This is a genomic window from Burkholderia sp. JKS000303, from assembly GCF_002563755.1.
Taxonomy (GTDB): domain Bacteria; phylum Pseudomonadota; class Gammaproteobacteria; order Burkholderiales; family Burkholderiaceae; genus Burkholderia; species Burkholderia anthina_B.
In genome coordinates this window covers 541,162-564,115 of the sequence record NZ_PDBZ01000004.1, presented here as the reverse complement: position 1 = coordinate 564,115, position 22,954 = coordinate 541,162, and the positions used below count along the sequence as shown (strand labels likewise).

Genomic DNA, 22,954 nt, shown 5'->3' with positions numbered 1-22,954 from the left:
CGCCGCGACGCCTATTGGCACGTTTCTTGATCGTGAGATTCCCGATTGCAGATGCAGAACCCGATCGAGGATATTCCCGTGAGCCCTACTCCCACGCTGTCGGTCGAAGGCTTTTTCGACCCGGCGACCCACACCGTCAGTTATCTGCTGCACGATACGGCGAGCCGCGCGTGCGCGCTGATCGACAGCGTACTCGACTACGATCCGAAATCCGGCCGCACGCACACGGCCAGCGCCGACCGGCTGATCGCGCGCGTCGCCGAACTCGGCGCGACCGTGCACTGGCTGCTGGAAACGCACGTCCATGCCGACCACCTGTCCGCCGCGCCGTACCTGAAGGCGCATGTCGGCGGCCGGATCGCGATCGGCTCGCACGTGCGCCGCGTGCAGCACGTGTTCGGCACGCTGTTCAACGCCGGCCCCGGCTTCGCGCAGGACGGCAGCCAGTTCGACCGGCTCGTCGACGACGGCGACACGCTCGCGCTCGGCGCGCTGACGATCCGCGCGCTGCACACGCCGGGCCATACGCCCGCATGCCTGACCTACTGCGTCGACGACGCGACGCAGCGCGCGGCCTTCGTCGGCGACACGCTGTTCATGCCCGACTACGGCACGGCCCGCTGCGACTTCCCCGGCGGCGACGCCCGCACGCTGTACCGCTCGATCGCGCGCGTGCTGGCGTTGCCGCCCGACACGCGCCTGTATCTGTGCCACGACTACCAGCCGGGCGGCCGCGACGTGCAGTACGTGACGACCGTTGCCGAGCAGCGACGCGCGAACGTGCACGTGAAGGACGGCGTGACCGAAGACGCTTTCGTCGACATGCGCACCGCGCGCGACGCGACGCTCGACATGCCCGTGCTGATGCTGCCGTCCGTGCAGGTCAACATGCGCGCCGGCCACCTGCCCGAACCCGAAAACAATGGCGTGCGCTACCTGAAGATCCCGCTCGACGCGATCTGAATCCGAGCCGCCGCCCCGACCGGAGAACCCCCGACATGACCATCCGCAAGCTGACCGACACGCTGTCGGTCTCGCCCCAGATCACCGCGACCGACCTGCCCGCGCTGCACGCTGCCGGCATCCGCGCGATCGTCTGCAATCGTCCCGACGGCGAAGGCGCCGACCAGCCGACCGTCACCGAGATCCGCGCCGCCGCCGCGCCGCTCGGCATCGCCGTGCACTACCTGCCGGTCGATACGGGCAAGGTCACCGACGACCAGGCCGCGCAGTTCGGCGCGCTCGTCGCGCCCCTCGCCGGCCCGATACTCGCGTACTGCCGCAGCGGCACGCGATCGGCGACGCTGTGGGCGCTGTCGCAGGCCGGCCTGCGCCCGCTGAACGACATCGTCGCGACGGCCGCCGCGGCCGGCTACGACCTCTGCGCCCTCGCGTCGCGCCTCGCGCAAGGCGGCCCGCGCGCCGCACCGGCCGTCGACGCGCGGCACGACATCGTGATCGTCGGTGCCGGTGCGGCCGGCGTCGCGGTCGCATCGAGCCTGCTCGCCCGCGATGCGTCGCTCGATATCGCGGTGATCGACCCGGCCGATACCCACTACTACCAGCCGGGCTGGACGATGGTCGGAGCCGGCGTATTCCAGCCGGAAGCGACCGCGCGCCGGATTGCCGACCTGCTGCCGCGCGGCGTGAAATGGATTCAGGCCGCCGTCGCCGGCTTCGAACCCGACACGCATGCGGTCGTGCTCGACGGCTGCCGCCGCATCGGCTACCGCAAGCTCGTCGTGTGTCCGGGGCTCAAGCTCGACTGGCATGCGATCGACGGCCTCGCCGACACGCTCGGCCGCAACGGCGTGACGTCGAACTACCGCTACGATCTCGCGCCGTACACGTGGGAACTGGTGCAGGCGTTCCGCGGCGGCAACGCGCTCTTCACGCAGCCGCCGATGCCGATCAAGTGCGCGGGCGCGCCGCAAAAGGCGATGTACCTGTCGTGCGATCACTGGCGGCGCGCCGGCCGCCTCGGCGCCGCGAACGTCGAATTCCTGAACGCGGGCGGCGCGCTGTTCGGCGTTGCCGACTATGTGCCCGCGCTGATGGAGTACGTGAAAAGCTACGACATCGCGCTGTCGTTCGGCCACAACCTCGTCGCGATCGACGGGCCCGCGCGGCGCGCAACCTTCAGGCGCGCGCTGCCCGACGGCGGCACGGAAACCGTCGAGCGCGCGTTCGACATGATCCACGTCGTGCCGCCGCAGAAGGCGCCCGATTTCGTGCGCGCGAGCCTGCTCGCCGATGCGGCCGGCTGGATCGACGTCGATCCGGCGACGCTGCGCCACAAGCAGTTCGCGGACATCTACGCGCTCGGCGACGTCACCAATACGACCAACGCGAAAACCGCCGCGGCCGCCCGCAAGCAGGCGCCCGTCGTCGCGCACAACGTGCTCGCGTCGCTCGGTCGCGCGCAAGGCCACGCCACGTACGACGGCTACGGCTCGTGCCCGCTCACCGTCGAGCGCGGCAAGATCGTGCTCGCGGAATTCCTGTACGGCGGCAAGGTCGCGCCGACCTTCCCCGCGTGGCTGATCGACGGCAAGCGCCCGTCGCGGCTCGCCTGGCTACTCAAGGAACGCGTATTGCCGCCGATCTACTGGAAGGCGATGCTCAAGGGCCGCGAATGGCTCGCGAAACCCGCGATCGCACGTTGACCCACCGGATGACGCCATGCTGATTTCCCTCGTACTGGGCGGCTTCGTCGGCGCCGTGCTCGGCCTCACCGGCGCGGGCGGCGGTATTCTCGCGGTGCCCGCGCTCGTCGTCGGGATGGGCTGGCCGATGCAGCAGGCCACGCCCGTCGCACTCGTCGCGGTGGCGGGCAGCGCCGCGCTCGGTGCGCTCGAAGGCTTTCGCCGCGGGCTCGTGCGCTACCGCGCGGCGCTGCTGATGGCCGTGGCCGGCGTGCCGCTCACGACACTCGGCGTGAAGCTCGCGCACGTGCTGCCGCAACACGTGCTGCTGGCGTTGTTCGCGCTGACGATGCTGGTCGTCGCCGGCCGTCTGTTGCGCCAGGCGCTGCGCAACACGTCCGGCGGCACGGACGAATCGCCGCTGTGCGTCGGCCGCGTGAATCCCGATACGGGCCGGCTCGTGTGGTCCTGGCCAGTCGGGCTCGCGCTCGCATCGACCGGCGCGGTGACGGGCCTGATGACGGGGCTGCTCGGTGTCGGCGGCGGGTTCGTGATCGTGCCGATGCTGCGCAAGTTCACGAACGTGTCGATGCATGGCGTGGTCGCGACGTCGCTGATGGTGATCGCGCTGGTCGGCACCGGCGGCGTGTTCGCGACGCTGGTGTCGGGCACGCGCGCGCCGCTCGACATGATGCTGTGGTTCACGGTCGCAACCGCCATCGGCATGGTGGCCGGCCGCGGCGCGTCGCGGCATCTGTCGGCACGGCACGTGCAGGTCGGCTTCGGCGCCGTGCTCGTGTGCGTCGCGCTCGGGTTGCTGGCGAAGGCCGCGTTCGGCGCGTAACGCGTCACCCGCACCGGCCAGACAAAACGCCCGGCCCGACTGATCGTCGGCACCGGGCGTTTTTCGTTGCGTCGGCAGCCTGTGCGTCAGGTCGCGAACGCGGCCATCCGCTTGCGCTCCTGACGCAGCATCACGAAGTTCGCGATCACCACGCCGGCCGTCACCGCGATGATGAACAACGTCGCGAGCGCGTTCATCTCCGGATTCAGGCCGAGGCGCACGCGCGAGAATACGACGAGCGGCAGCGTCGTCGAGCCCGGGCCCGACAGGAACGCCGACAGCACGAGGTCGTCGATCGACAGCGTAAACGACAGCAGCCAGCCCGCGACCAACGCCTGCGAGATCAGCGGCAGCGTGATCGTGAAGAACACCTTCAGCGGCGTCGCCCCCAGATCGAGCGCGGCTTCCTCCAGCGACGGGTTCAGCTCGCGCACGCGCGACTGCACGATGATCGCGACGTACGAGATGCACAGCATCACGTGGCCGAGCCAGATCGTGAACACGCCGCGCTCGGCCGGCCAGCCGATCCACTTCGCCAGTTCGATGAACAGCAGCAGCAGCGAGATCCCCTGGATCACCTCGGGAATCACGAGCGGCGCGTTGATCATCCCGCTGAACAGCGCGAAGCCGCGAAAGCGGCCCATCCGCGCGAGCACGAAGCCCGCCCACGTGCCGATGAATACCGACGCGAACGCGGTCATCACGCCGATCTTCAGCGACAGCCATGCGGCGGTCAGCAGCTCGTCGTCCTGCACGAGCGCCGAGTACCAGCGCAGCGAAAAACCCGACCACACGGTGACGAGCTTCGACTCGTTGAACGAATAGACGATCAGGCTGACGATCGGGATGTACAGGAACGCGAAGCCGGCGAACAGCGCCGCGAACTGCAGGTAACGATTCGGCTTCATCGACGGCGGCCCTCCTGCTCCTTCGCCTGGAAGTGCTGGAACATCGCCATCGGCACGAGCAGCAGCAGCACCATCGCGCAGGTCACGGCCGACGCCATCGGCCAGTCTGCGTTGTTGAAGAACTCATTCCACATCACGCGACCGATCATCAGCGTGTTCGCGCCGCCGAGCAGTTCAGGAATCACGTACTCGCCGACCGCCGGAATGAACACCAGCAGGCAGCCCGCGATGATCCCGTTCTTCGACAACGGCAGCGTGATCTGCACGAACGCCTTCCACGGCTTCGCACCGAGGTCGTACGCGGCTTCGAGCAGGCGCAGGTCCATCTTCACCAAGTGCGCGTACAGCGGCATCACGAGGAACGGCAGGTACGAATAGACCATCCCGATGTACACCGCGTAGTTGGTGCGGTACAGCTCGATCGGCGTATGCGTGAGCCCGATCCACATCAGGAAGTTGTTCAGCAGCCCGTTGTTCTTCAGGATCCCGATCCACGCATACACGCGAATCAGGAACGACGTCCAGAACGGCAGCATCACGCCCATCATCAGCAGGTTGCGGCTCGCCGGGTTCGAACGCGCGATGTAGTACGCCATCGGATAGCCGAGCAGCAGACACAGCAGCGTCGTGATCGCGGCCACCCACACCGAGTTCACGTAGGTCGCGAAATACAGGCTGTCCGTGAACAGGAACGCGTAATGCGACAGGTTCAGCGCGATGTGCACCACGCCGTCCGTGTACGACGCGAGCTCCGTGTACGGCGGAATGCCGAGCTGCAGCTCGGCGAAGCTGATCTTCACGACCAGCACGAACGGCACGAGGAAGAACAGCACGAGCCACGTGTACGGCCCCGCGACGACCGCGGAGCCGCCCGTCAGGTTGAAGCGCCGCACGGGCCATGCGAGCAGGGACTTGAACGTGCTCATGACGTCAGCACCACGCCTGCCGTCGCGCTCCAGCGCACGTAGATCTCGTCGCCGAGCGCCGGCGTCTCGAGCTCGGTGATCGCGAGGCTCGACACGTTCGCGATCACCGTCTTGCCCGCGTCGAGCAGCACGTGATACAGCGAATAGCCGCCCATGTACGCGATGTTGCTGATCTTGCCGTGCGCCCAGTTGAACGCGCCTTCGGGCGGCTTGCGCGTGAGCGCGATCCGCTCGGGGCGCACCGACACCGAGACCGGCATCCCGAGCGGGCCCGTGATCCCGTGGCTCACGTACAGCCGGCTCGGCAACTCCGGCGATTCGATGTACACGTAGTCGGGTTCGTCCTCGACGGTGACGCCGTCGAACAGGTTGGTCGAACCGATGAACTCGGCCGAGAAGCGGCTGTTCGGATATTCGTAGACGTCGTTCGGCGAGCCGATCTGCACGATCTGCCCTTCGCTCATCACGGCGAGCCGGTTCGCCATCGTCATCGCTTCTTCCTGGTCGTGCGTGACCATGATGCAGGTGACGCCGACCTTCTTCAGGATGTTGACGAGCTCGATCTGCGTGCGCTGGCGGATCTGCTTGTCGAGCGCGGACATCGGCTCGTCCAGCAGCAGCACCTTCGGGCGCTTCACGAGCGAACGCGCGAGCGCGACGCGCTGCTGCTGGCCGCCCGACAGCTGGTGCGGCTTGCGCTTCGCGTACTTGCCCATCTGCACGAGGTCGAGCGCCGCGGCCACGCGCGCCTTGAGCTCGGCCTTCGGCGTGCCTTCCTGCTTCAGGCCGAACGCGACGTTCGATTCGACCGACATGTGCGGAAACAGCGCATACGACTGGAACATCATGTTCACGGGCCGCTTGTACGGCGGCATCTGCGCGAGGTCCTCGCCGTCGATCAGGATCTTGCCCGACGTGACCGTCTCGAGGCCCGCGAGCATCCGCAAGAGCGTCGACTTGCCGGAGCCCGAACTGCCGAGCAGCGCGAACAGCTCGCCCTGGCGCACCGTGAGGTTCACGTTGCGCACCACCTCGGTCTCGCCGAATTTCTTGACGACGTCGACGATCTGGACAAAGTTCTCGGCGCGTGAATCCGCGCCGGACGAAGGAACGAAGGACGGCGCGCCCGCGACCGGCGCACCCGACTGACTATTCATGATCTGCTGCTTCTCTCCTGCGTTTGACGAAAAAGCCCCCGGGGGCACCAGGGGCTTCATGACGACTGACTCACTTCGGCTCGCGTCAGCGGCCCGATTTCAGCTCGGTCCACAGACGCGTCTGCAGACGCTGGATTTCCGGCGGCAGCGGCTTGAGCAGGAACAGCGTCTTCACGACGTCGGCCGGCGGGTAGACCGCCGGGTCGTTCGCGACGTCCGGACGCACGTACTTGCGGGCCTCGGCGTTCGCGCTCGGGTAGTACACGGCGTTCGTGATCGCCGCGTGCACCTTCGGATCCTCGATGTAGTTGATCCACTGCAGCGCGGCATCCTTGTCCTTCGCATCCTTCGGGATCGCCATCACGTCGAACCAGACCGGCGCGCCGCCCTTCGGAATGTAGTACTCGATCTTGTACGGCTTCTTCGCTTCCATCGCGCGATGCTTCGCGATCACGACGTCGCCCGACCAGCCGAACGCGAAGCAGATGTCGCCGCCGACCAGGTCGTTGATGTAGCCCGACGAGTTGAATTGCGTGATGTACGGGCGGATCTTCTTCAGCACTTCCATCGCGGCCTTGTAGTCGGCCGGGTTCGTGCTCATCGGATCCTTGCCGATGTAGTGCAGCGCCGCGGCGAACATCTGGTCGGGTGCGTCGAGCACCGACACGCCGCAGGTCTTCAGCTTCGCGAGGTTTTCCGGCTTGAACAGGATGTCCCAGTTGTCGAGCGGCACCTTGCCGAGCACCTGCTGCGCCTTCGTCAGGTTGTAGGCGAGGCCGGTCGTGCCGTACGCCCAGGGCACCGAGAACTTGTTGCCCGGGTCGGCGCCGGCGACGAGCGCCATCAGTTGCGGATCGAGGTACTTGAGGTTCGGCAGCTTCGACTTGTCGAGCGGCGCGAAGATGCCGGCCGCGATCTGCTTGCCCGCATAGTTGCTGGTCGGCACGACGATGTCGTAGCCCGAGCTGCCCGTCAGCAGCTTCGCCTGCAGCGTGTCGTCGCTGTCGTAGTTGTCGTAGCGAACCTTGATGCCGGTCTGCTTCTCGAAGTTCGGGATCGTGTCCTTCGCAATGTAGTCCGACCAGTTATAGACATTGAGCTGCGTATCCTTCGCCGCCGCCGCCGATGCACCCACGCACAGCGCGAGCGCTGCGAACCGGCCCACTACCTTTGCTTTCATCCCGTTCTCCCTCCGACCGGACACGCTGCCCGGCTGCCGTCTGCCTCGTCATGGCGGCGCATTCTGGTGCTCCGCCCCTCGAAAACCCCGAAAACTACCATCATTCGCGCGCCGTCACAAAAAAATCATGCCGGTGTCGCGCAAACGGAACAGATTCCCGCTGCGAGCCGCTCCGGGCGGGCCGCTCAGCCGGGTGTCCCGGAGGAATTCTATCGGGTAATCGACGGCTGTCCATCAGGAAAAGAAAGCGCCGGCGAAACCGCATCCGCATGCAGCATGCTCCATGCGCACGCGTTGCCCTGGCCGGCGCGAACCGCACTGTCACGACAACGCGGCCGGACAGCACGGCGACGACGCCCGCCGGCCCATCGGCGCCGATGCATTAAAATGACGCCCTGACGATTCATGGCACGAACCCTTCCGATGACCTCCAATCTCCACGACCTGCCCGACAGCCCCTGCATCGGCGTGTGCTCGACCCTCTTCGACGAAGTCTGCAAAGGCTGCGGCCGCACGGCCGCCGAAGTATCGAACTGGGTGTTCCTGAGCGACGACGAGAAACGCGTGGTGTGGGAGCGCATCAAGCGCGAAGGCACCGCGATGCGCTTTCAGTACGACAAGCTGTAAAAGCGCCGCACAAAAAAAGAGCGGCATGCCGACCGCCATGCCGCCAACCCCAACTCTGTTCTTTTCCGCGCGCGTCTAGAACTTCATCCCGACGCCCACGCCGACGATCAGCGGATCGATGTGCAGCGTGCCGATGCCCTTGTCGCCCAGCGTCGCATCGGTGCTCATCCAGATCTTCTTCACGTCGACGTTCATGAACACCTTCTTCGTCACCTGCACGTCGACGCCGAACTGCAGCGCGGGGCCGAAGCTGCTCTTGTTGATCGACACGCCCTCCCCGCCGACGTTGAGTCCGTTGTTGTAGAAGTACGTGTAGTTCAGGCCCGCGCCGACGTACGGACGCACCTTGCCCGCATGGTTGAAGTGGTACTGCAGCAGGAGCGTCGGCGGCAGCACGCCCACGCCGCCGAGATTGCCGAGGCTCGACGTCATCTGATGCCGCGACGTGCCGAGGATCAGCTCCACGCCGAGGTAGTCGCGGATCATGTAGGTGAAGTCCAGCTCCGGCACGATCGCGTTGTTCACGCCGGTATTGATCGCGCCGAGCGTGTCGCTCGCCCGTTCGTTCGGCTGGATGCTGATCGCGCGCAACCGGACCAGTACGTCGCCCTGGTTGATGCCGTCGCCCGGCGACGCCGCGTGCGACAGCGAAGGCATCGCGACGAGGGCTGTCGCGACAGCGGCGGCGGCGGCGGTGACTCGGATTCGAATTGTTTTGTGCATGGTACGGACCCCCAAAGAATGGATTCCATTCTCTCAGTAGGGTCTTTTCGCCATCTTGATATCCGTCAAGCCAGCGTAAACATGGGGCGGTTTGTCACAGGCTCGCACGCGCGGCCGGTCAGCAACAGGTCGAGCAGGTCGTGCACGCTGCGGATCGCGTTGCCGAACGGCAGCGCTTCGCGACCGCGGAAGAACAGGCCGTTCGCGACGTCGCCGCGCAATGCGGCCGCCAGCCGCGTGTCGATACAGAAGTGGCCGAACTTCTCGATGCCGTCGCGCAGCCCGCATACGCTCAGGCATTCGAGCGCGGTCGGGCAGCGCTGCCGGAACGCGCCGAGCTTGTTGCGAATGCGCGTTTCGTTGCGCAGGTAGCGATCGAGCCACGGCGTCTTCACCGCGCGGGCGGGCAGCCCCGTCACGCTGACGAATTCGACGATGTCGTCGGCGCACGCATCGGCCAGCACGCGCTTGAAGTTCGGATGCGCGTCGCCCTCTTCGGTCACCGCGAACGGCGTGCCGACCTGCACGCCGTTCGCACCGGCCTCGAGCGCCGCGCGCACCGCGTCGTGACTGTTGATCCCGCCCGCAACGATCAACGGGATCGTGTCGCGTGCGAGGCCGAGCGACGCCATGACGTTCGCGGTCTCGTCGAGCACGCGTGCGAAATCGAAGCGCGCGTCGTGCATGTCGCCGATCTGCGTGACGCCGAGATGGCCGCCCGCATGCGCCGGATGCTCGATCACGATCGCATCGGGCAGTCGCCCCTTCTTCATCCATTTCTTCAGCACCAGCGCGATCCCGCGGCTGTCCGACAGGATCGGAATCAGCGCGATGTCATGGCCTTGCGTGAGGTCCGGCAGGTCCAGCGGCAAGCCGGCGCCCATCACGATCGCGTCGGCGCCCGCTTCGCACGCGACGCGCACGTAGTCCGCATGCGCGCTCACCGCCTTCATCACGTTGACCGCAATCATCCCGCGCCCTTCGCCGTAGGTCTTCGCGAGGCGGATCTCGCGCGCGAGCGCCTCGAGGTTCGCGGCCTCCAGCGTCGCGCGGTCGGGATGCGCGCGACAGCGCGTGAGCAGGTCCGCATGGTGGTGACGCAGGTCGATGCTCGCGATCGTGCCGAGCGCGCCTTCGCGCGCGACGCTGCCCGCGAGACGGTGCGCGGAGATGCCGACGCCCATGCCGCCCTGCACGACGGGCAGCAAGGTACGGCCGCGAATCGTCAGCGGCGGGAAGGAAGTGCGTGCGGTCATCGGGAACCTCGTCGAAACATCGGAAATCGGAAACGCGATGATCGACGATCCACCGGCGCGCACCTTGACGGCCGTCAATAAAAAAACGGCACGCGAGCGTGCCGTTTCCGGTCGTGCGGGATGAAACGCTCAGCCCTGAGGCGTTTGCTTGAGCTGCATCGACTTGTACTCGAGATACTCTTCGAGCCCGTACACGCCGTTCTCGCGGCCATGTCCCGACTGCTTGTAGCCGCCGAACGGCGCCGCGCCGTTCCACGTGCCGCCGTTGATGTCGACCTGGCCCGTGCGGATGCGGCGCGCCACGCGCATCGCGCGCTCGTCGCTGCCGGCCCACACCGCGCCGCCAAGCCCGTACGGCGAATCGTTCGCGATCCGCACGGCTTCGTCTTCGTCGCGATACGTGATGATCGACAGCACCGGCCCGAAGATTTCTTCCTGCGCGATCGCCGATTTCGGATCGACGCGACCGAACACGGTCGGCTTCACGAAGAAGCCCTTCGCGAGCCCTTCCGGCAGGCCCGTGCCGCCCGTCACCAGTTCCGCGCCGTCGTCGATCCCGCGCTGGATGTACGCCTGCACGCGCTGCTGCTGCACGGCCGATGCGAGTGCGCCGAGACGCGTCGTTTCCTCGCGCGGATCACCCGCGACATACGCTTCGGCTGCTGCCTTCGCGATCGCGCGCGCGTCGTCGTAGCGCGCTTCGGGCACCAGCATCCGCGTATGCGCCGAGCAGGTCTGGCCGGCGTTCAGGTAGCACGCATTGACCGTGCCCTTCACCGCCGTCGCGAAATCGGCATCGTCGAGAATCACCGACGCCGACTTGCCGCCGAGTTCGAGCGCGACGCGCTTGACGCCCGCGGCCGCCAGCTCGGCGACGCGCTTGCCGGCGCGCGTGGACCCCGTAAACGACACCATGTCGACGTCCGGATCGGTGGCCAGCACCTCGCCGACGACCGGCCCGTAGCCGCACACGAGGTTGAACACGCCCGGCGGCAAGCCCGCCTCGTGAATCGCTTCGGCGAGCATGAATGCGTTGAGCGGCGCGACTTCCGACGGCTTCAGGACCACCGTGCAGCCGGCCGCGAGCGCCGGCGCAACTTTCAGCGTGACCTGGTTGAGCGGATAGTTCCATGGCGTGATCGCCGCGACGACGCCGACCGGCTCGCGCACGACCAGCGAGTTGCCGACCGTCGCCTCGAATTCGAACGATTCCGCGAGCTTCGCGTATGCCTTCCAGTTGTAGATCGGACCGCCGACCTGGATCGCGCGCGACAGCTTGATCGGCATCCCGACTTCGCCGGTGATCGACTGCGCGAGTTCCTCGCTGCGCGCCTGCAGGCGCTCGACGATCTTGCGCAGGTAGCCCGCACGCGTCGCGGCCGGCGTTGCGGCCCACGCGTCGAAGGCCGCGCGCGCGGCGCGGATCGCGTCCTGCGCATCGGACGCGACGCCCGCCGGAATCCGGCCGATCACGGCCTCGGTGCCCGAGTCGATCACGTCGATCGTGCCCGTTCCGGCCGGCTTGCGCCATGCGCCGTCGATGTAAAACTGATCGTAGATTTTCATCGTTTCCTGTCTCCCGGAAAACAGCCATTCTAGCGAGAGCGACGCGCCACCGCGATGACGTCGAATGACATCGCAAGGTCCGGCACACGAGCTGCGCGGGCGCCGGCACGGCGGCCGACTGCCGCCCCGTTCCCGCCGTTGCGGCGTTCGCGCCACGCCGACGCGCCACGTGGCCCGCATCGTGCTATGTTTTTAGTATCGGCGCCGGCTGTTGCAAACCGCACCATCCGGAATCGATGCCTTTCGTGAGCGCTGCCATGACCGATGCATCCCACAACCTCGGCTCGCAAGACCGCCTGGAGCTGCTGTGCTGGCTCACCTGCGGCAATCTCGGCGCGTTTTACCTCAACGAATCCTGGCCCGACGCGTCGTTCCAGGTCCAGGCCGCGCACCGCTGGCTCGACCGCCATCACCGGCAGTCCGACTGGCTCGCCATCGCAAAGCTGGCCGCGCTCGCGCAGGACATCGCGAAGCGCCACGCCGGCTTCGTCGACGCATCATGGGCGCGCGACGCGGTCGAGGAAATCGTCGATACCGACGACCTCGACTATCGGGCGAAACTCGTGCAGTGGGTGTACGAAGATTGCTGCAAGGCGCTCGCCGACAAGCGGCTTGCCGACTGATCGCTCGCGCATGCGCGGGCGCCGGTGCGCGCCGTCACGCGATCGGCAACCGCTGCGTCGACTTCAGCTGCCGCAGCGACAGGTTCGAGCGGATGCTCAGCACGCCCGGCAACTTGCGCAGCACCCTTTCGACGAAGTGACTGTATTCATCGAGATCGGCTGCCACCACCTGCAGCAGGAAATCCGCTTCGCCCGTCGTGTTGTCGCACGCCAGCACGTTGGGGCTGGCCTGGATCAGGCGCTCGAACTCCGCCGTCACCTCCTCGCTGTGCTGCGTGCAAACAATCTGCACGAACGCCATCACGCCAAGCCCGAGCTTTCTGCGGTCGAGCCGCGCGTGATAGCCCGCGATCAACCCCGCTTCCTCCAGCCGCCTGAGCCGCCGCCAACAGGACGTCTCGCTCAGCGAAAACGCTTCGGCGAGTCGCGCATTCGACACGCGTCCGTCCTGCTGGAGCATGTCGAGCATGCCACGATCGATCCTGTCCAGCTGCTCCATGAAAGCTCCTTGCGGCAATCCCGCGATGGTCGCAAGACTATCTCACAAATACCCCGTTTCTCGATGGCGAAACGAAAGATAAATCCACTTCCGCCGGGCTATATTGAAAGAGTCATTCGATCAAGGAGGAGATAGTGAAAGCAGTTGTCTATGAAGCATTCGGCGCCGCCCCGCGGTTGATGAGCGTCGACGATCCGACGCCGGCACCCGACGGCGTCGTGATCGAAGTCAAGGCGACCGGCGTGTGCCGCAGCGACTGGCACGGCTGGATGGGGCACGACCCGGACATCGTGCTGCCGCACGTGCCGGGCCATGAACTGGCAGGCGTCGTGGTCGCGACGGGTGCGGCGGTCACGCGCTGGAAGGCCGGCGACCGCGTCACCGTGCCGTTCGTCGGCGGCTGCGGCCGCTGCCCGGAATGCCACTCGGGCAACCAGCAGGTCTGCGAGCAACAGTTTCAGCCCGGCTTCACGCACTGGGGCTCGTTCGCCCAGTATGTCGGGATTCATCACGCGGACCTGAATCTGGTGCGCCTGCCCGATGCACTCGATTTCCCGACCGCCGCGAGCCTCGGATGCCGCTTCGTGACGTCGTTTCGCGCGGTTGTCGACCAAGGTCGCACATCGGCCGGCCAGTGGGTCGCCGTGCACGGCTGCGGAGGCGTGGGTTTGTCGGCGATCATGATCGCGCATGCGATCGGTGCGAACGTCGTCGCGATCGACATTTCGGATCAGGCGCTCGCGCTGGCGCGATCGGTCGGCGCCGCGGCGACCGTCAATGCGTCGCAAGTCGCCGATGTTGTCGATGCGGTGAAGGAGATCACACGCGGCGGTGCGCACGTGTCGCTCGACGCGCTTGGCCATCCGACTACCTGCTTCAACTCGATCAGCAATCTGCGCCGTCGCGGCAAGCATGTGCAGGTCGGGCTGATGCTCGGCGAGCATGCGACGCCGGCCGTGCCGATGAGCAAGGTCATCGCGCACGAGCTGGAGATTCTCGGCAGCCACGGGATGCAGGCGCATCGTTACGACGCGATGCTCGATATGGTGCATGCCGGCACGCTCGCGCCGAGCCGGTTGATCGGCAAGGAGATCAGCCTCGGACAGTCGATCGACGCGCTGATGAACATGAACCGGTTCGAAGGCGCCGGTGTAACGGTCGTGACGGACTTTTCGGGTTGACGCGACCGGACGTTACCGCCGGTGATGGCGACAGCCCGCTTCCGCTGCCACACCGGCCTTTCTGTCGTTCGCGCATGGATTCGACGTACGCGAACGGTACGCGATGCCGGCTTACAGCAGCGACTTCCCTTGTGCGAGCACCTTGTCGCAGATCTGCTTGGTGACCTGCTGCTTCAGGCCGCCGCCGCTCAGGTCGACCTTGCTGCCGTTGCCCGCGTCGAGGATCCCGCTCGCGCCGCTCGTATAGCCGCTGTCGGACGACGCATTGCCGCCGAGCTTGCTCATCAGCGCGTCCTTCACCGACGATGCGCCGCCGGACGCGCCGCCGAGATAGTTGTTCTGGATGCAGAACTGCAGCAGGCCCGCGACGTTGCTGCTGCTGCCCGACATCAGCGACGACGCGCCGCCGCCACCCGTGAGCGCGCCGCCAAGGCCGCCCAGGTTGCCCAGTGCACCGCCCGCGCTGCTGCCCGAGTCACCGCCGCCGACCTGCTTCAGCACATCGCCAAGCTGAGCATGGGCGACCGAAAACGGCGCGAGCAATCCGATCAGCGCACCGGCTACGGTCGCGCGGTATAGACGTGCATTCATGTGAAGCCTCCCTGTAGTGACTGCGTGAGTACCGTGATTCGATTCAAAGGATACTCAATCGCCCGGTCGATGACAGCCTCGACATCAGCGTGAAACGTCAGGCATCGTGATATTGCGGCGGATTTGACAATGCTTGACGGGCAATGCGGTGCGGAGCGATGGTGCGCGCGGGTCGTCTTACAATCATTTCCGGCGGCGTGTGCCGCTCACTTTTCTCCATCCCCCACAAGGACGACCGCGTGGTGCGACTCTCCCGATTTCCGCTTGCCGCCGGCGTATCGGCCGCGCTGATGCTGTGCGCCGGCACAGCCTGGCCCGTGACGCCGTCAGCGGTAACGTCCGCGAGCGAATGCCCGTCGCCGTCGTTCGAGCGTTATCCGGCGCGCGCCGCACCCGCGCCACGTGCGCCGGCCAAATCGCCGCGACTGAACAGCAAGGAAGCGCGTCTTTATCGCACCGTCATTCGCACCGAATTTGCGGAGCCGGCCAATTTTGCCGGTCACTACCGCGTCGCGATCTGGGGTTGCGGTACGGATTGCCGGAATTTCGCGATCGTCGACAAGTACAGCGGCGCGACGTACACGATGCCGGGCGTGCGCGATATCTCGGGCGTGATGGGCAACGACGACGAGCGCGTCGATTTTCGCGCGAACAGCTCGCTGCTGATCGTGGCGGGCTGCTTCAACGAGGACTGTGACGACAGTAATGCGAAAGCTGCGCGGTTCTTCTATGAATGGACGGGCACGCGGCTGCGCCCCGTCGGCCGGTGCCCGTTGAATATCGAGCCGGTTCAGTAACGACGAGCGGCCGGTCCGCATTTTCCGGATGTGAAAAAGCCCGCCAGGCTTCCACCTGGCGGGCTTCTGACACATCAGGTCGGGCATGACCGCCCGGGCAATTACTCCTGCCCCTGGCTCGTCAGGAACTCCTCGTAATTCCCGCCGAAGTCGAACAGCGTGCCGTCCGTGCGCACTTCGATGATCCGATTCGCCAGCCCGCTCACGAACTCGCGGTCGTGCGAAACAAAGATCAGCGTGCCTTCGAACTGCTCGAGCGCGATCTGCAGCGACTCGATCGACTCCATGTCCATGTGGTTGGTCGGCTCGTCCATCAGCAGCACGTTGTGGCGGCCGAGCATCAGCTTGCCCCAGATCATGCGACCCTTCTCGCCGCCCGACAGCACCTTCACCGACTTCTTGATGTCGTCCGACGAGAACAGCAGGCGGCCCAGCGTGCCGCGCACCATCGTTTCGTCGTCGCCATCCTTGCGGTACTGGTCGATCCAGTCCATCAGCGTGATGTCGTTCGGGAATTCCTCGTACGTATCCTGCGGCATGTAGCCGACATTCGCGTTCTCGGACCACTTCACCGTGCCGTGCTCGAGCGCGAGCGCGCCGAGCAGCGAACGCAGCAGCGTCGTCTTGCCCGCGCCGTTCTCGCCGATGATCGCGATACGCTCACCCGGCTGCACCGACAGGTTGAAGTTCTGGAAGATCGTGCGCTCGTACTTCTTCGTGATGTCTTCCGCAACCACTGCAACGTTGTGCAGCTTCTTCTCGAACTCGAAGCGGATGAACGGGTTCTGACGCGACGACGGCTTGAATTCCTCGATCTTGATCTTGTCGATCTGCTTCGCACGGCTGGTTGCCTGACGAGCCTTCGACTTGTTCGCCGAGAAGCGGCGCACGAAGTCCTGCAGCTCGGCCACGCGTTCCTTCGCACGCGTATTCGCCGCGGCCTGGCGCTCGCGCGCCTGTGCCGATGCGAGCATGTAGTCGTCGTAGTTGCCCGGCCAGACCTTCAGCGTGCCGAAGTCCATGTCGGCCATGTGCGTGCACACCGAGTTCAGGAAGTGACGATCGTGCGAGATGATGATCATCGTCGAGTTGTACTCGTTGAGCGTTTGCTCGAGCCAGCGAATCGAGTTGATGTCGAGGTTGTTGGTCGGTTCGTCGAGCAGCAGCACGTCCGGCTTCGAGAACAGCGCCTGTGCGAGCAGCACGCGCAGCTTCCAGCCCGGCGCGACGTCGGCCATCGTGCCGGTGTGGAACTTCTCCTCGATGCCGATGCCGAGCAGCAGCGCACCCGCGCGCGCCTCGGCGTCGTAGCCGCCGTATTCGGCGAACTTGCCTTCGAGCTCGGCCGCGTGCATGTAGTCGTCGTCGGTGGCTTCCGGGTTCGCGTAGATCGCATCGCGCTCGGTCATCGCGGCCCACATTTCGGTGTGGCCCATCATCACGACGTCGAGCACGCGCACGTCTTCATACGCGAACTGGTCCTGGCGCAGCTTGCCGAGACGCACGTTCGGCTCCAGCGCGACGTTGCCGGCGCTCGACTCGAGGTCGCCACCGAGGATCTTCATGAAGGTCGACTTGCCACAGCCGTTTGCGCCGATCAGACCATAGCGGTTGCCCTCGCCGAATTTGACCGAGATATTCTCGAACAAGGGCTTCGGCCCGAATTGCATCGTGATGTTGGCAGTAGAAAGCACGGCAGGTCCCGTAAGAGAGAAATCGACGGAAAACCGTGTATTTTAGCAGGTGTCGGAGAAACTGCCGACCGCACCGCTGCGACGGCCCGTGACAAGGCGTTCCGCGCGGGCCGGGCAACCCGGGAATGCGGCGGCACGCGGCCTTTCGACGGTAGCCGACGGGCGGTCACGCCCGGCACCCTGTGCCCGGCGATGAATGGCGCGACGCTCGCCTCCACGATCCGAGGGACATATCGCGCAACCGTCCCCCTTTAATGTCGACGACGGCACGCTGACCGGTGAAATGGAGGTGTGCCGATATTCGAAGCGAATCGGGGCCATCAGGAAGCGAGTCGTCAGCCTCGCCGGCAACCGACCAAGACAGCCCGGCGCCACCCAACGCCCTCGCCCCCCCCTTACTTCCCGGCCTTCGCCGCCTGCTTCTGCGCGGCCTTCTCCTTCATCTGCCCGAACAGCTGCGAGCACGGCACATCCTTGTTGTTGCTCGGCGCGATCAGCGGAATCAGCGCCGCGAACGGGTTGATCAGGCCGAGGCCGACCATCGCGCCGGCACGCAGCGCGAGCGCACCCGCATCGACGCCGACGTTCGGATTCTTGAACGTGCCCTTCGCGTACAGCGGCGAGCGCAGCGAGAAGATCCGGAAACCCTTCGTATGCGGATGGATCTTCAGATCGAGCGATTCGTCGCGCAGGCTGATCGGGCCGTCGACGTTGATCAGCGCGTCGTCGGTATCGAGCGCGAACACCTTCGGATCGAGAATGCCGTTGGTCGCGGTGAAATCGATCGCCGCGCAATTGATGTTCACGTCGCGGTTGCCGAACAGCTTCTCGTAGACGACGTTCGCGACGTTCAGCCCCGCCGCCTCCATCAGCAGGCGGCTGATGCGGCCGTTCGTAATGAGCGCCTTCACTTCGCCGTTCGAGGTCGCGGCGAGCGCGGCCGGCGAGTTGCCGGTGGCCGACAGCGACGCGTCGCCGTTGATCTCGCCGAACGCCGATTGCATCACCGTCTGCGTCGGGAACAGTTGCTTGAGCTTCAGGTGCCGCGCGGCCACCGTGAAGCGGCCCTTCAGCGGCGTGCCGCTGCCGTCGAGATGCGCGGTCGTCGCGAGCGTACCGCCCGCGACGCCGAACTGCAGCGGCTCGAGCGACAGCACGCCGTCCTGCAGCACGATGTGCGTGTACAGGTTCGTGATCGGCAGGTTCGCACTCTTGATCAGCTTGCGGCCGGTGAACTTCACGTCCGCGTCGAGCGCGCGCCAGCGGTCGGTGCGGAACGTCTCGACCGGCAGCACGCGTCCCGGCGGCTGGTGTGTCGTGTCACCGCGCTTGGCCTTGCTCGCGGCGGTGTCCGCGCCGATCACCGGTGCGAGATCGGAGAACTGCAGCAGGTTCGATACGAGCTCGCCCGACAGCTTCGGCCGCGGTTCGCGCTGTGCATAGGTGAGCGTGCCGCCGAGATCGCTGCCGCCGACGCGGCCGTTGAAGTTCTCGTAGTGGAACGTGCTTGCATGTGGCTTGAAGTTGCCGATCAGGCGCCCTTCGGTCGCATACGGCGGCGTGTCGGGCAGCGTGATGCCGGTCAGCTGGTACAGGTGCGACATCGACGTGCCCTGCAGCCACAGTCGCAGGTCGATCGCCGCGAGATGCATCGGATCGGTCAGCGTACCGACGATCGCGAGCCGCGTATCGCCGGCCTTCACATCGGCCTGCAGCGGGAACGGTTGCGCCGCGTTCTCGATCGCGAGCACGCCGCCCACCTTGCCGGTGCCGTTGATCGGCACGTTCTTGTAGCGGCCGTCGACCTTGAGCCCGAACGCATACGTCGGCCCGGACGGCGCCGCAGCGGCCGCGCCGCTCGCGCCACTTGCACCGGCGGCCGATGCGACCGTCGATGCGGAGGAACCCGAACTAGTCGCGGCAGCCGAAGCAGCGCCGGACGACGCCGCACTCGCGCCCTCCGCTGCCGACGCGGCCTGGGCATTCGCCTTCGCGCTCAGCTGCGCGGCGCCGCGCTTGCCGACGCGCTGGGCCGATGCCGCACGCGAAGTCTGCTCCTGCTCCTTCAGCACGTCGCCGAGCGGAATCGGCTGGCCGAGCGTATCGATCGCAACCGTGAGATCGGCCTTCGTGATCGCATCGCGATACGCGACGGTCCCCTTCGCGAAACCGAAGCTGTCGAGCCGCACCTTCCACGGCGACGGCTGCGACGACTGCTGGAACTGGAAGGTCCACGTATTGCGGCCGTCGGCGAGCCGCTCGAGGTCGACCGCGGGATTGACGACGTCGATCGACGGAATGACGATCTCGTGCGCGAGCAGCGGCAGGATTGCCAGATCGAAATGCGCGGCGTCGAGCGTGACGAACTTCGGTGCCTTCGCCCAATCGGGATTGCCGATCTCGAGCTGCGTGGCCGAGAAGCTCGGCCAGGGCACCCACGCGCGCCAGCCGGTCTCGCCCGACGGGCGACGCCAACCGACCTTGATGTCGCCGTTGATCGCGAATGGACGACCGAGTGCAGTCGTCACCCGTTCGTTGATCCACGGCTTCGCGCGGTTCCAGTCGAACGTGAAGAGAAAGATGCCGGCTGCCGCAATGACGATTGCGACGATACCGACGATCCATGCAGCCGATCTACCGATGGCTCGGGTTAGCGTCATGGCGGGTCCGTTGTTGTTCTGCCGGGTTTTGCGCCATGTCGGGCCGCTTGCGTGAATGAACGGCGCACGACACCGGCGGCTTTTCAATCGGTATTATGACGCACGCTGCCGAAACGCTTTGGCGCCGTTAACGCTTTTTTTCACTTTTGACATGACAGCCCCGACCGGTCTCATTGATGCGCAGCACATCACGCGCCGCGACACCAGCAACGGCAAGACGCTGCTCGCCCCCACCGACTTCAGTCTCGCGGCGGGATCGCGAATTGCTATCACGGGGCCGTCGGGGTCGGGCAAGAGCGTGCTGCTGCGCGCGCTCGCGTTGCTCGATCCGCTCGATGGCGGGCACATCCTGTGGCGCGGCGAGCGGATCCGGCGCAGCGCGATTCCGCGCTACCGGCGCAGCGTCGCCTACGTACGCCAGCGCCCCGCGCAAATGGACGGCACCGTCGAAGCGCAATTGCGCTACCCGTATTCGCTCGCGGTCTACCACGACGTTGCATTCGATCGCGCGCGTGTCGAATCGCTCGCCGCGCGCGCCGGCCGCGGCGCCGACTTCCTCGACAAGCGCGCGAGCGAACTGTCGGGCGGCGAAGCGCAGATCGCCGCGCTGCTGCGCGTGCTGCAACTCGATCCCGACGTGCTGCTGCTCGACGAACCGACGTCCGCGCTCGATCCCGATTCGACCCGCGCGATCGAGGCGCTCGTCGGCGCGTGGTTCGATGCGGCGCCCGATGCTCGCGCATACATGTGGATCTCGCACGATCCGGCACAGGCCGCGCGCATCGCCGCGACACGGCTCGTGATGCAGGCCGGCGTGCTGCACACCCCGGCCCCGAAGGAGACCGCGCAATGAGCCCGGCACTGCAGGATCTCAGTCTCGTCGACGTCGGCATCGCCGCCGCGCTCGTCGCGGTCAACGGCGCCCTCTCGGCCGCGCTGTCGCTCGGGCTCGGCCGCAAGCTCGCACTCGCGGCCGTGCGAACCGTCGTGCAGTTGCTCGCCATCGGCTACGTGCTCGGCTGGGTGTTCGGCCATCCGCACTGGACCGTCGTGCTGCCGCTCACGGCATTGATGACGCTGATCGCCGGCTTCGCCGGCGCCGGGCGCGGCAAGCACACGTATCGCGGGCAGCGCGTCGACAGCATCGCGTCGATCTGGTTCAGCAGCTGGTTCGTCGCGGCGATCGGCCTGTTCGTCGTGATCCGCATTCATCCGTGGTACGCGCCGCAATATGCAATCCCGATCCTCGGGATGATCCTCGGCAATACGCTCACGGGCGTGTCGCTCGGCGTCGAACGGATGATGGAGGAATTGACCGCCCGGCGCGACCGCGTCGAGACCGCACTCGCGCTCGGCGCGACGCGCTGGGAGGCCGCGCAGGACGCGGCACGCCAGGCCGTACGTGCCGGCATGCTGCCGACGCTCAACCAGATGGCCGTCGTCGGCGTCGTGAGCCTGCCGGGCATGATGACGGGCCAGGTGCTGGCCGGCCAGTCGCCGCTGCAGGCCGTGCGCTACCAGATCGTGATCATGTTCCTGATCGCCGCGTCCTCCGCGCTCGGCACGGTCGGCGCGGTACTGATGACGTATCGCCGGCTGTTCTCGGCCGATCATCGCTTTCTCGCGTCGCGGCTCGAGGAACGCGCGCATTGATGCGCGCCGCCGCCCGGTGCCCGCTCAGTGCGCCGCGCGGCGTTTGCCGATGGCCTGTCGCAGCGCGGCCGTGACGTCCGCATCGGGCGCGAGTCCGTCGACCGACGCAACGAGCCGCACCGCGCGCGGCGTCGTCACATAGGCCTGCGCGCCCACATAGCCACCGCTGCCGGCCGAGCGCGTCGTGACGACGAGGGCTTGCGGCGCGCGTGCACCGAGATCTGCGGTGAACACATCGGCGACCGTGCCATCGCGCGCATGCAGCACACCGGTCACGTAGTCGTCGGTATCGAAGCCCGGCGCGGCATGCGCGGTCGAATACACGCGCACCGCATAGCTGCCGGTCGAGCAGGGTTCGAGCGCACCGCTCGATACGACGACCATCTGCTGGCGCGACGCCAGCTCGACTTTTCTCACGAAGCTGCAATCGTCGGCCGCCTGTGCGTGTGCCGCGACAAACGCAACAGCCGACAGCAGCATGCGCATGCGATGTTTCATCGGGACGTGGTTCGGGGAAGATGGAGGATGCCGGCGAGAATAGCGTGACATCCGCATGACGTCACGCGAACCCCATGTGCAATGCGACGAAGGCAGCGACCACGCGCGATGGCGCGCGACACGAAACGCTCACGCGTCGCCACGCCGATATCGCGCGAATCCGGACAGCAATTGGTTGCGCGCGCACCGAGCGACTCGCCGGCCGCGCGCACCGCTCAGTGCTTGATCGACACCGTGACCTTCGTGCCGTCGCTCATCGTGACCGACTTCGAGCCGCCGTTGGTCGAAATCGAAATCCACTTGACCTGGCTCACCAAAATGGCGTCCGGGCACTGCAGCGACTTGCCGCCGACGCTCACGTTGCGCGTGCCTTTCGGCGCGGCGGCCTGGAAACTCATCTGCACGTTCGCGATTCCCTTCGCGTCGACCGACGGTGCGAGCCGGATCTGGGTCTGGCGCACCATCGCGCCATTCTCGTCGCGCGGCAGATTGTCGGCGTTCGGGCAGCCGTTCGGCATCGCGACCGCGCCGCCCGGCGGCACCGACTTCCAGTTGAAGTCGTCCGTTTCGCCCGAGCGGATCTTGCGCGTCTCCTGCGTATTGCCGAAGGCCTTCGAATCGACCTTGACGGTATATTCGAGCTGCCCTGTCCCGCCGCCCTTCAGGCTGCCCTTGACCGGCGGCGCCGCGAATACGCTCGCGCTGACGCACGCCGCCGCGAATACGGCCGACCACGATGCGGCGACTGACAAGCTGCGTTGGCTCATGCTGACCTCCTTGTAATGCGGCGGCACGCGCGTGCCGCGCGGTTTTCGATGCATGATGCGTTGTCAGTCTACCGCCAAGCGGCTGGCAATGCGCCGCAAACGCATCGGGTGTTACCCCGCTTGTGTTCGCGACGCGGCCGCAATGCCCGCTCGGCAGCC

The 22,954-nt window shown here is 66.3% G+C and carries 22 protein-coding genes; 9 read left to right on the top strand and 13 right to left on the bottom strand.

All coding sequences use genetic code 11. From position 1 onward, the window contains the following. The first annotated feature begins 51 nt into the window (after nt 1-51). From BX604_RS35870 to BX604_RS35860, 3 genes are read left to right on the top strand one after another with little or no spacing between them, the layout of a single operon-like run. Nucleotides 52-963, top strand: coding sequence for an MBL fold metallo-hydrolase (locus BX604_RS35870; protein ID WP_373562456.1), 912 nt, complete (start codon nt 52-54; stop codon nt 961-963). 35 nt (nt 964-998) lie between these two features. Continuing rightward, complete coding sequence (locus tag BX604_RS35865) at nt 999-2,666, top strand: bifunctional protein tyrosine phosphatase family protein/NAD(P)/FAD-dependent oxidoreductase (RefSeq protein ID WP_098556377.1); 1,668 nt, start codon at nt 999-1,001, stop codon at nt 2,664-2,666. 16 nt (nt 2,667-2,682) lie between these two features. Continuing rightward, nucleotides 2,683-3,489: a sulfite exporter TauE/SafE family protein gene (locus tag BX604_RS35860; protein ID WP_098556375.1), complete on the top strand. Its 807-nt coding sequence runs from the start codon at nt 2,683-2,685 to the stop codon at nt 3,487-3,489. Between the two features lie 86 nt (nt 3,490-3,575). Here the strand turns inward: BX604_RS35860 and BX604_RS35855 are convergent, their stop codons facing one another. The 4 genes from BX604_RS35855 to BX604_RS35840 form a co-directional block, all read right to left on the bottom strand. Further along, nucleotides 3,576-4,397 carry an ABC transporter permease subunit gene (locus BX604_RS35855; protein WP_098556373.1) on the bottom strand — a complete coding sequence of 274 codons (822 nt, stop codon included), beginning with the start codon at nt 4,395-4,397 and terminating at the stop codon, nt 3,576-3,578. Beyond that, nucleotides 4,394-5,323, bottom strand: a complete 930-nt coding sequence (locus BX604_RS35850) for an ABC transporter permease subunit (RefSeq protein WP_098556371.1) — start codon at nt 5,321-5,323, stop codon at nt 4,394-4,396. The genes BX604_RS35855 and BX604_RS35850 overlap by 4 nt, the downstream gene beginning before the upstream one ends. After that, nucleotides 5,320-6,480 carry an ABC transporter ATP-binding protein gene (locus tag BX604_RS35845; protein ID WP_098556369.1) on the bottom strand — a complete coding sequence of 387 codons (1,161 nt, stop codon included), beginning with the start codon at nt 6,478-6,480 and terminating at the stop codon, nt 5,320-5,322. Before BX604_RS35845 ends, BX604_RS35850 begins: the two co-directional genes overlap by 4 nt. An 85-nt stretch (nt 6,481-6,565) precedes the next feature. Continuing rightward, a complete protein-coding gene (locus BX604_RS35840) occupies nt 6,566-7,660 on the bottom strand; it encodes a polyamine ABC transporter substrate-binding protein (protein WP_098556367.1) in 1,095 nt (364 codons plus the stop codon). 423 nt (nt 7,661-8,083) lie between these two features. Between BX604_RS35840 and BX604_RS35835 the strand changes: the two genes are divergently transcribed. Continuing rightward, nucleotides 8,084-8,287: a DUF1289 domain-containing protein gene (locus BX604_RS35835; protein WP_098556365.1), complete on the top strand. Its 204-nt coding sequence runs from the start codon at nt 8,084-8,086 to the stop codon at nt 8,285-8,287. A gap of 75 nt (nt 8,288-8,362) precedes the next feature. On the opposite strand, the gene BX604_RS35830 is transcribed toward BX604_RS35835, so the two are convergent. From BX604_RS35830 to BX604_RS35820, 3 genes are all read right to left on the bottom strand, one after another. Then, nucleotides 8,363-9,010, bottom strand: coding sequence for an OmpW/AlkL family protein (locus tag BX604_RS35830; RefSeq protein WP_098556363.1), 648 nt, complete (start codon nt 9,008-9,010; stop codon nt 8,363-8,365). Nucleotides 9,011-9,075: 65 nt separating this feature from the next. Continuing rightward, nucleotides 9,076-10,266 carry an NAD(P)H-dependent flavin oxidoreductase gene (locus BX604_RS35825; protein WP_098556588.1) on the bottom strand — a complete coding sequence of 397 codons (1,191 nt, stop codon included), beginning with the start codon at nt 10,264-10,266 and terminating at the stop codon, nt 9,076-9,078. 129 nt (nt 10,267-10,395) lie between these two features. Continuing rightward, nucleotides 10,396-11,832 (bottom strand): aldehyde dehydrogenase family protein, encoded by a 1,437-nt coding sequence (locus BX604_RS35820; RefSeq protein WP_098556361.1) that lies wholly within the window; start codon nt 11,830-11,832, stop codon nt 10,396-10,398. A 257-nt stretch (nt 11,833-12,089) separates the two neighbouring features. On the opposite strand from BX604_RS35820, the gene BX604_RS35815 reads away from it, so the two are divergent. Further along, nucleotides 12,090-12,455, top strand: a complete 366-nt coding sequence (locus tag BX604_RS35815; RefSeq protein ID WP_096505175.1) for a hypothetical protein — start codon at nt 12,090-12,092, stop codon at nt 12,453-12,455. Nucleotides 12,456-12,489: 34 nt separating this feature from the next. Here the strand turns inward: BX604_RS35815 and BX604_RS35810 are convergent, their stop codons facing one another. Further along, nucleotides 12,490-12,954 (bottom strand): Lrp/AsnC family transcriptional regulator, encoded by a 465-nt coding sequence (locus BX604_RS35810; protein WP_098556359.1) that lies wholly within the window; start codon nt 12,952-12,954, stop codon nt 12,490-12,492. 134 nt (nt 12,955-13,088) lie between these two features. Between BX604_RS35810 and BX604_RS35805 the strand changes: the two genes are divergently transcribed. Then, nucleotides 13,089-14,135 (top strand): zinc-dependent alcohol dehydrogenase family protein, encoded by a 1,047-nt coding sequence (locus tag BX604_RS35805; protein WP_098556357.1) that lies wholly within the window; start codon nt 13,089-13,091, stop codon nt 14,133-14,135. 111 nt (nt 14,136-14,246) lie between these two features. On the opposite strand, the gene BX604_RS35800 is transcribed toward BX604_RS35805, so the two are convergent. Beyond that, on the bottom strand, nt 14,247-14,726 hold the full coding sequence (locus tag BX604_RS35800; RefSeq protein ID WP_096505169.1) for a DUF2501 domain-containing protein: 480 nt from the start codon (nt 14,724-14,726) through the stop codon (nt 14,247-14,249). 290 nt (nt 14,727-15,016) lie between these two features. Between BX604_RS35800 and BX604_RS35795 the strand changes: the two genes are divergently transcribed. Beyond that, nucleotides 15,017-15,523 (top strand): hypothetical protein, encoded by a 507-nt coding sequence (locus BX604_RS35795; protein ID WP_098556355.1) that lies wholly within the window; start codon nt 15,017-15,019, stop codon nt 15,521-15,523. Nucleotides 15,524-15,624: 101 nt separating this feature from the next. Here BX604_RS35795 and BX604_RS35790 read toward each other — a convergent pair whose 3' ends face one another. Continuing rightward, nucleotides 15,625-17,217, bottom strand: coding sequence for an ABC-F family ATPase (locus BX604_RS35790; protein ID WP_098556353.1), 1,593 nt, complete (start codon nt 17,215-17,217; stop codon nt 15,625-15,627). Nucleotides 17,218-17,612: 395 nt separating this feature from the next. Continuing rightward, nucleotides 17,613-19,877 (bottom strand): AsmA family protein, encoded by a 2,265-nt coding sequence (locus BX604_RS35785; protein WP_098556351.1) that lies wholly within the window; start codon nt 19,875-19,877, stop codon nt 17,613-17,615. Between the two features lie 151 nt (nt 19,878-20,028). Here BX604_RS35785 and BX604_RS35780 point away from each other — a divergent pair, with 151 nt between their 5' ends. Together BX604_RS35780 and BX604_RS35775 are read left to right on the top strand one after the other, a co-directional pair. Continuing rightward, nucleotides 20,029-20,730 (top strand): ABC transporter ATP-binding protein, encoded by a 702-nt coding sequence (locus tag BX604_RS35780; protein WP_098556349.1) that lies wholly within the window; start codon nt 20,029-20,031, stop codon nt 20,728-20,730. Further along, nucleotides 20,727-21,530: an ABC transporter permease gene (locus tag BX604_RS35775; RefSeq protein WP_098556347.1), complete on the top strand. Its 804-nt coding sequence runs from the start codon at nt 20,727-20,729 to the stop codon at nt 21,528-21,530. The genes BX604_RS35780 and BX604_RS35775 overlap by 4 nt, the downstream gene beginning before the upstream one ends. A 24-nt stretch (nt 21,531-21,554) precedes the next feature. Here BX604_RS35775 and BX604_RS35770 read toward each other — a convergent pair whose 3' ends face one another. Together BX604_RS35770 and BX604_RS35765 are read right to left on the bottom strand one after the other, a co-directional pair. Next, complete coding sequence (locus BX604_RS35770) at nt 21,555-22,028, bottom strand: PliI family lysozyme inhibitor of I-type lysozyme (RefSeq protein WP_098556344.1); 474 nt, start codon at nt 22,026-22,028, stop codon at nt 21,555-21,557. 215 nt (nt 22,029-22,243) lie between these two features. Then, nucleotides 22,244-22,795, bottom strand: a complete 552-nt coding sequence (locus BX604_RS35765) for a DUF6013 family protein (protein ID WP_098556586.1) — start codon at nt 22,793-22,795, stop codon at nt 22,244-22,246. Between the last annotated feature and the right edge of the window lie 159 nt (nt 22,796-22,954).

What these genes read in the sequence shown, in the direction of transcription:
- BX604_RS35870 (WP_373562456.1), top strand. Translation starts at nt 52, where the DNA reads ATGCAGAACCCGATCGAGGATATTCCCGTGAGCCCTACTCCCACGCTG.
- BX604_RS35865 (WP_098556377.1), top strand. Translation starts at nt 999, where the DNA reads ATGACCATCCGCAAGCTGACCGACACGCTGTCGGTCTCGCCCCAGATC.
- BX604_RS35860 (WP_098556375.1), top strand. Translation starts at nt 2,683, where the DNA reads ATGCTGATTTCCCTCGTACTGGGCGGCTTCGTCGGCGCCGTGCTCGGC.
- BX604_RS35855 (WP_098556373.1), bottom strand. Translation starts at nt 4,397, where the DNA reads ATGAAGCCGAATCGTTACCTGCAGTTCGCGGCGCTGTTCGCCGGCTTC.
- BX604_RS35850 (WP_098556371.1), bottom strand. Translation starts at nt 5,323, where the DNA reads ATGAGCACGTTCAAGTCCCTGCTCGCATGGCCCGTGCGGCGCTTCAAC.
- BX604_RS35845 (WP_098556369.1), bottom strand. Translation starts at nt 6,480, where the DNA reads ATGAATAGTCAGTCGGGTGCGCCGGTCGCGGGCGCGCCGTCCTTCGTT.
- BX604_RS35840 (WP_098556367.1), bottom strand. Translation starts at nt 7,660, where the DNA reads ATGAAAGCAAAGGTAGTGGGCCGGTTCGCAGCGCTCGCGCTGTGCGTG.
- BX604_RS35835 (WP_098556365.1), top strand. Translation starts at nt 8,084, where the DNA reads ATGACCTCCAATCTCCACGACCTGCCCGACAGCCCCTGCATCGGCGTG.
- BX604_RS35830 (WP_098556363.1), bottom strand. Translation starts at nt 9,010, where the DNA reads ATGCACAAAACAATTCGAATCCGAGTCACCGCCGCCGCCGCCGCTGTC.
- BX604_RS35825 (WP_098556588.1), bottom strand. Translation starts at nt 10,266, where the DNA reads ATGACCGCACGCACTTCCTTCCCGCCGCTGACGATTCGCGGCCGTACC.
- BX604_RS35820 (WP_098556361.1), bottom strand. Translation starts at nt 11,832, where the DNA reads ATGAAAATCTACGATCAGTTTTACATCGACGGCGCATGGCGCAAGCCG.
- BX604_RS35815 (WP_096505175.1), top strand. Translation starts at nt 12,090, where the DNA reads ATGACCGATGCATCCCACAACCTCGGCTCGCAAGACCGCCTGGAGCTG.
- BX604_RS35810 (WP_098556359.1), bottom strand. Translation starts at nt 12,954, where the DNA reads ATGGAGCAGCTGGACAGGATCGATCGTGGCATGCTCGACATGCTCCAG.
- BX604_RS35800 (WP_096505169.1), bottom strand. Translation starts at nt 14,726, where the DNA reads ATGAATGCACGTCTATACCGCGCGACCGTAGCCGGTGCGCTGATCGGA.
- BX604_RS35795 (WP_098556355.1), top strand. Translation starts at nt 15,017, where the DNA reads ATGCTGTGCGCCGGCACAGCCTGGCCCGTGACGCCGTCAGCGGTAACG.
- BX604_RS35785 (WP_098556351.1), bottom strand. Translation starts at nt 19,877, where the DNA reads ATGACGCTAACCCGAGCCATCGGTAGATCGGCTGCATGGATCGTCGGT.
- BX604_RS35780 (WP_098556349.1), top strand. Translation starts at nt 20,029, where the DNA reads ATGACAGCCCCGACCGGTCTCATTGATGCGCAGCACATCACGCGCCGC.
- BX604_RS35775 (WP_098556347.1), top strand. Translation starts at nt 20,727, where the DNA reads ATGAGCCCGGCACTGCAGGATCTCAGTCTCGTCGACGTCGGCATCGCC.
- BX604_RS35770 (WP_098556344.1), bottom strand. Translation starts at nt 22,028, where the DNA reads ATGAAACATCGCATGCGCATGCTGCTGTCGGCTGTTGCGTTTGTCGCG.
- BX604_RS35765 (WP_098556586.1), bottom strand. Translation starts at nt 22,795, where the DNA reads ATGAGCCAACGCAGCTTGTCAGTCGCCGCATCGTGGTCGGCCGTATTC.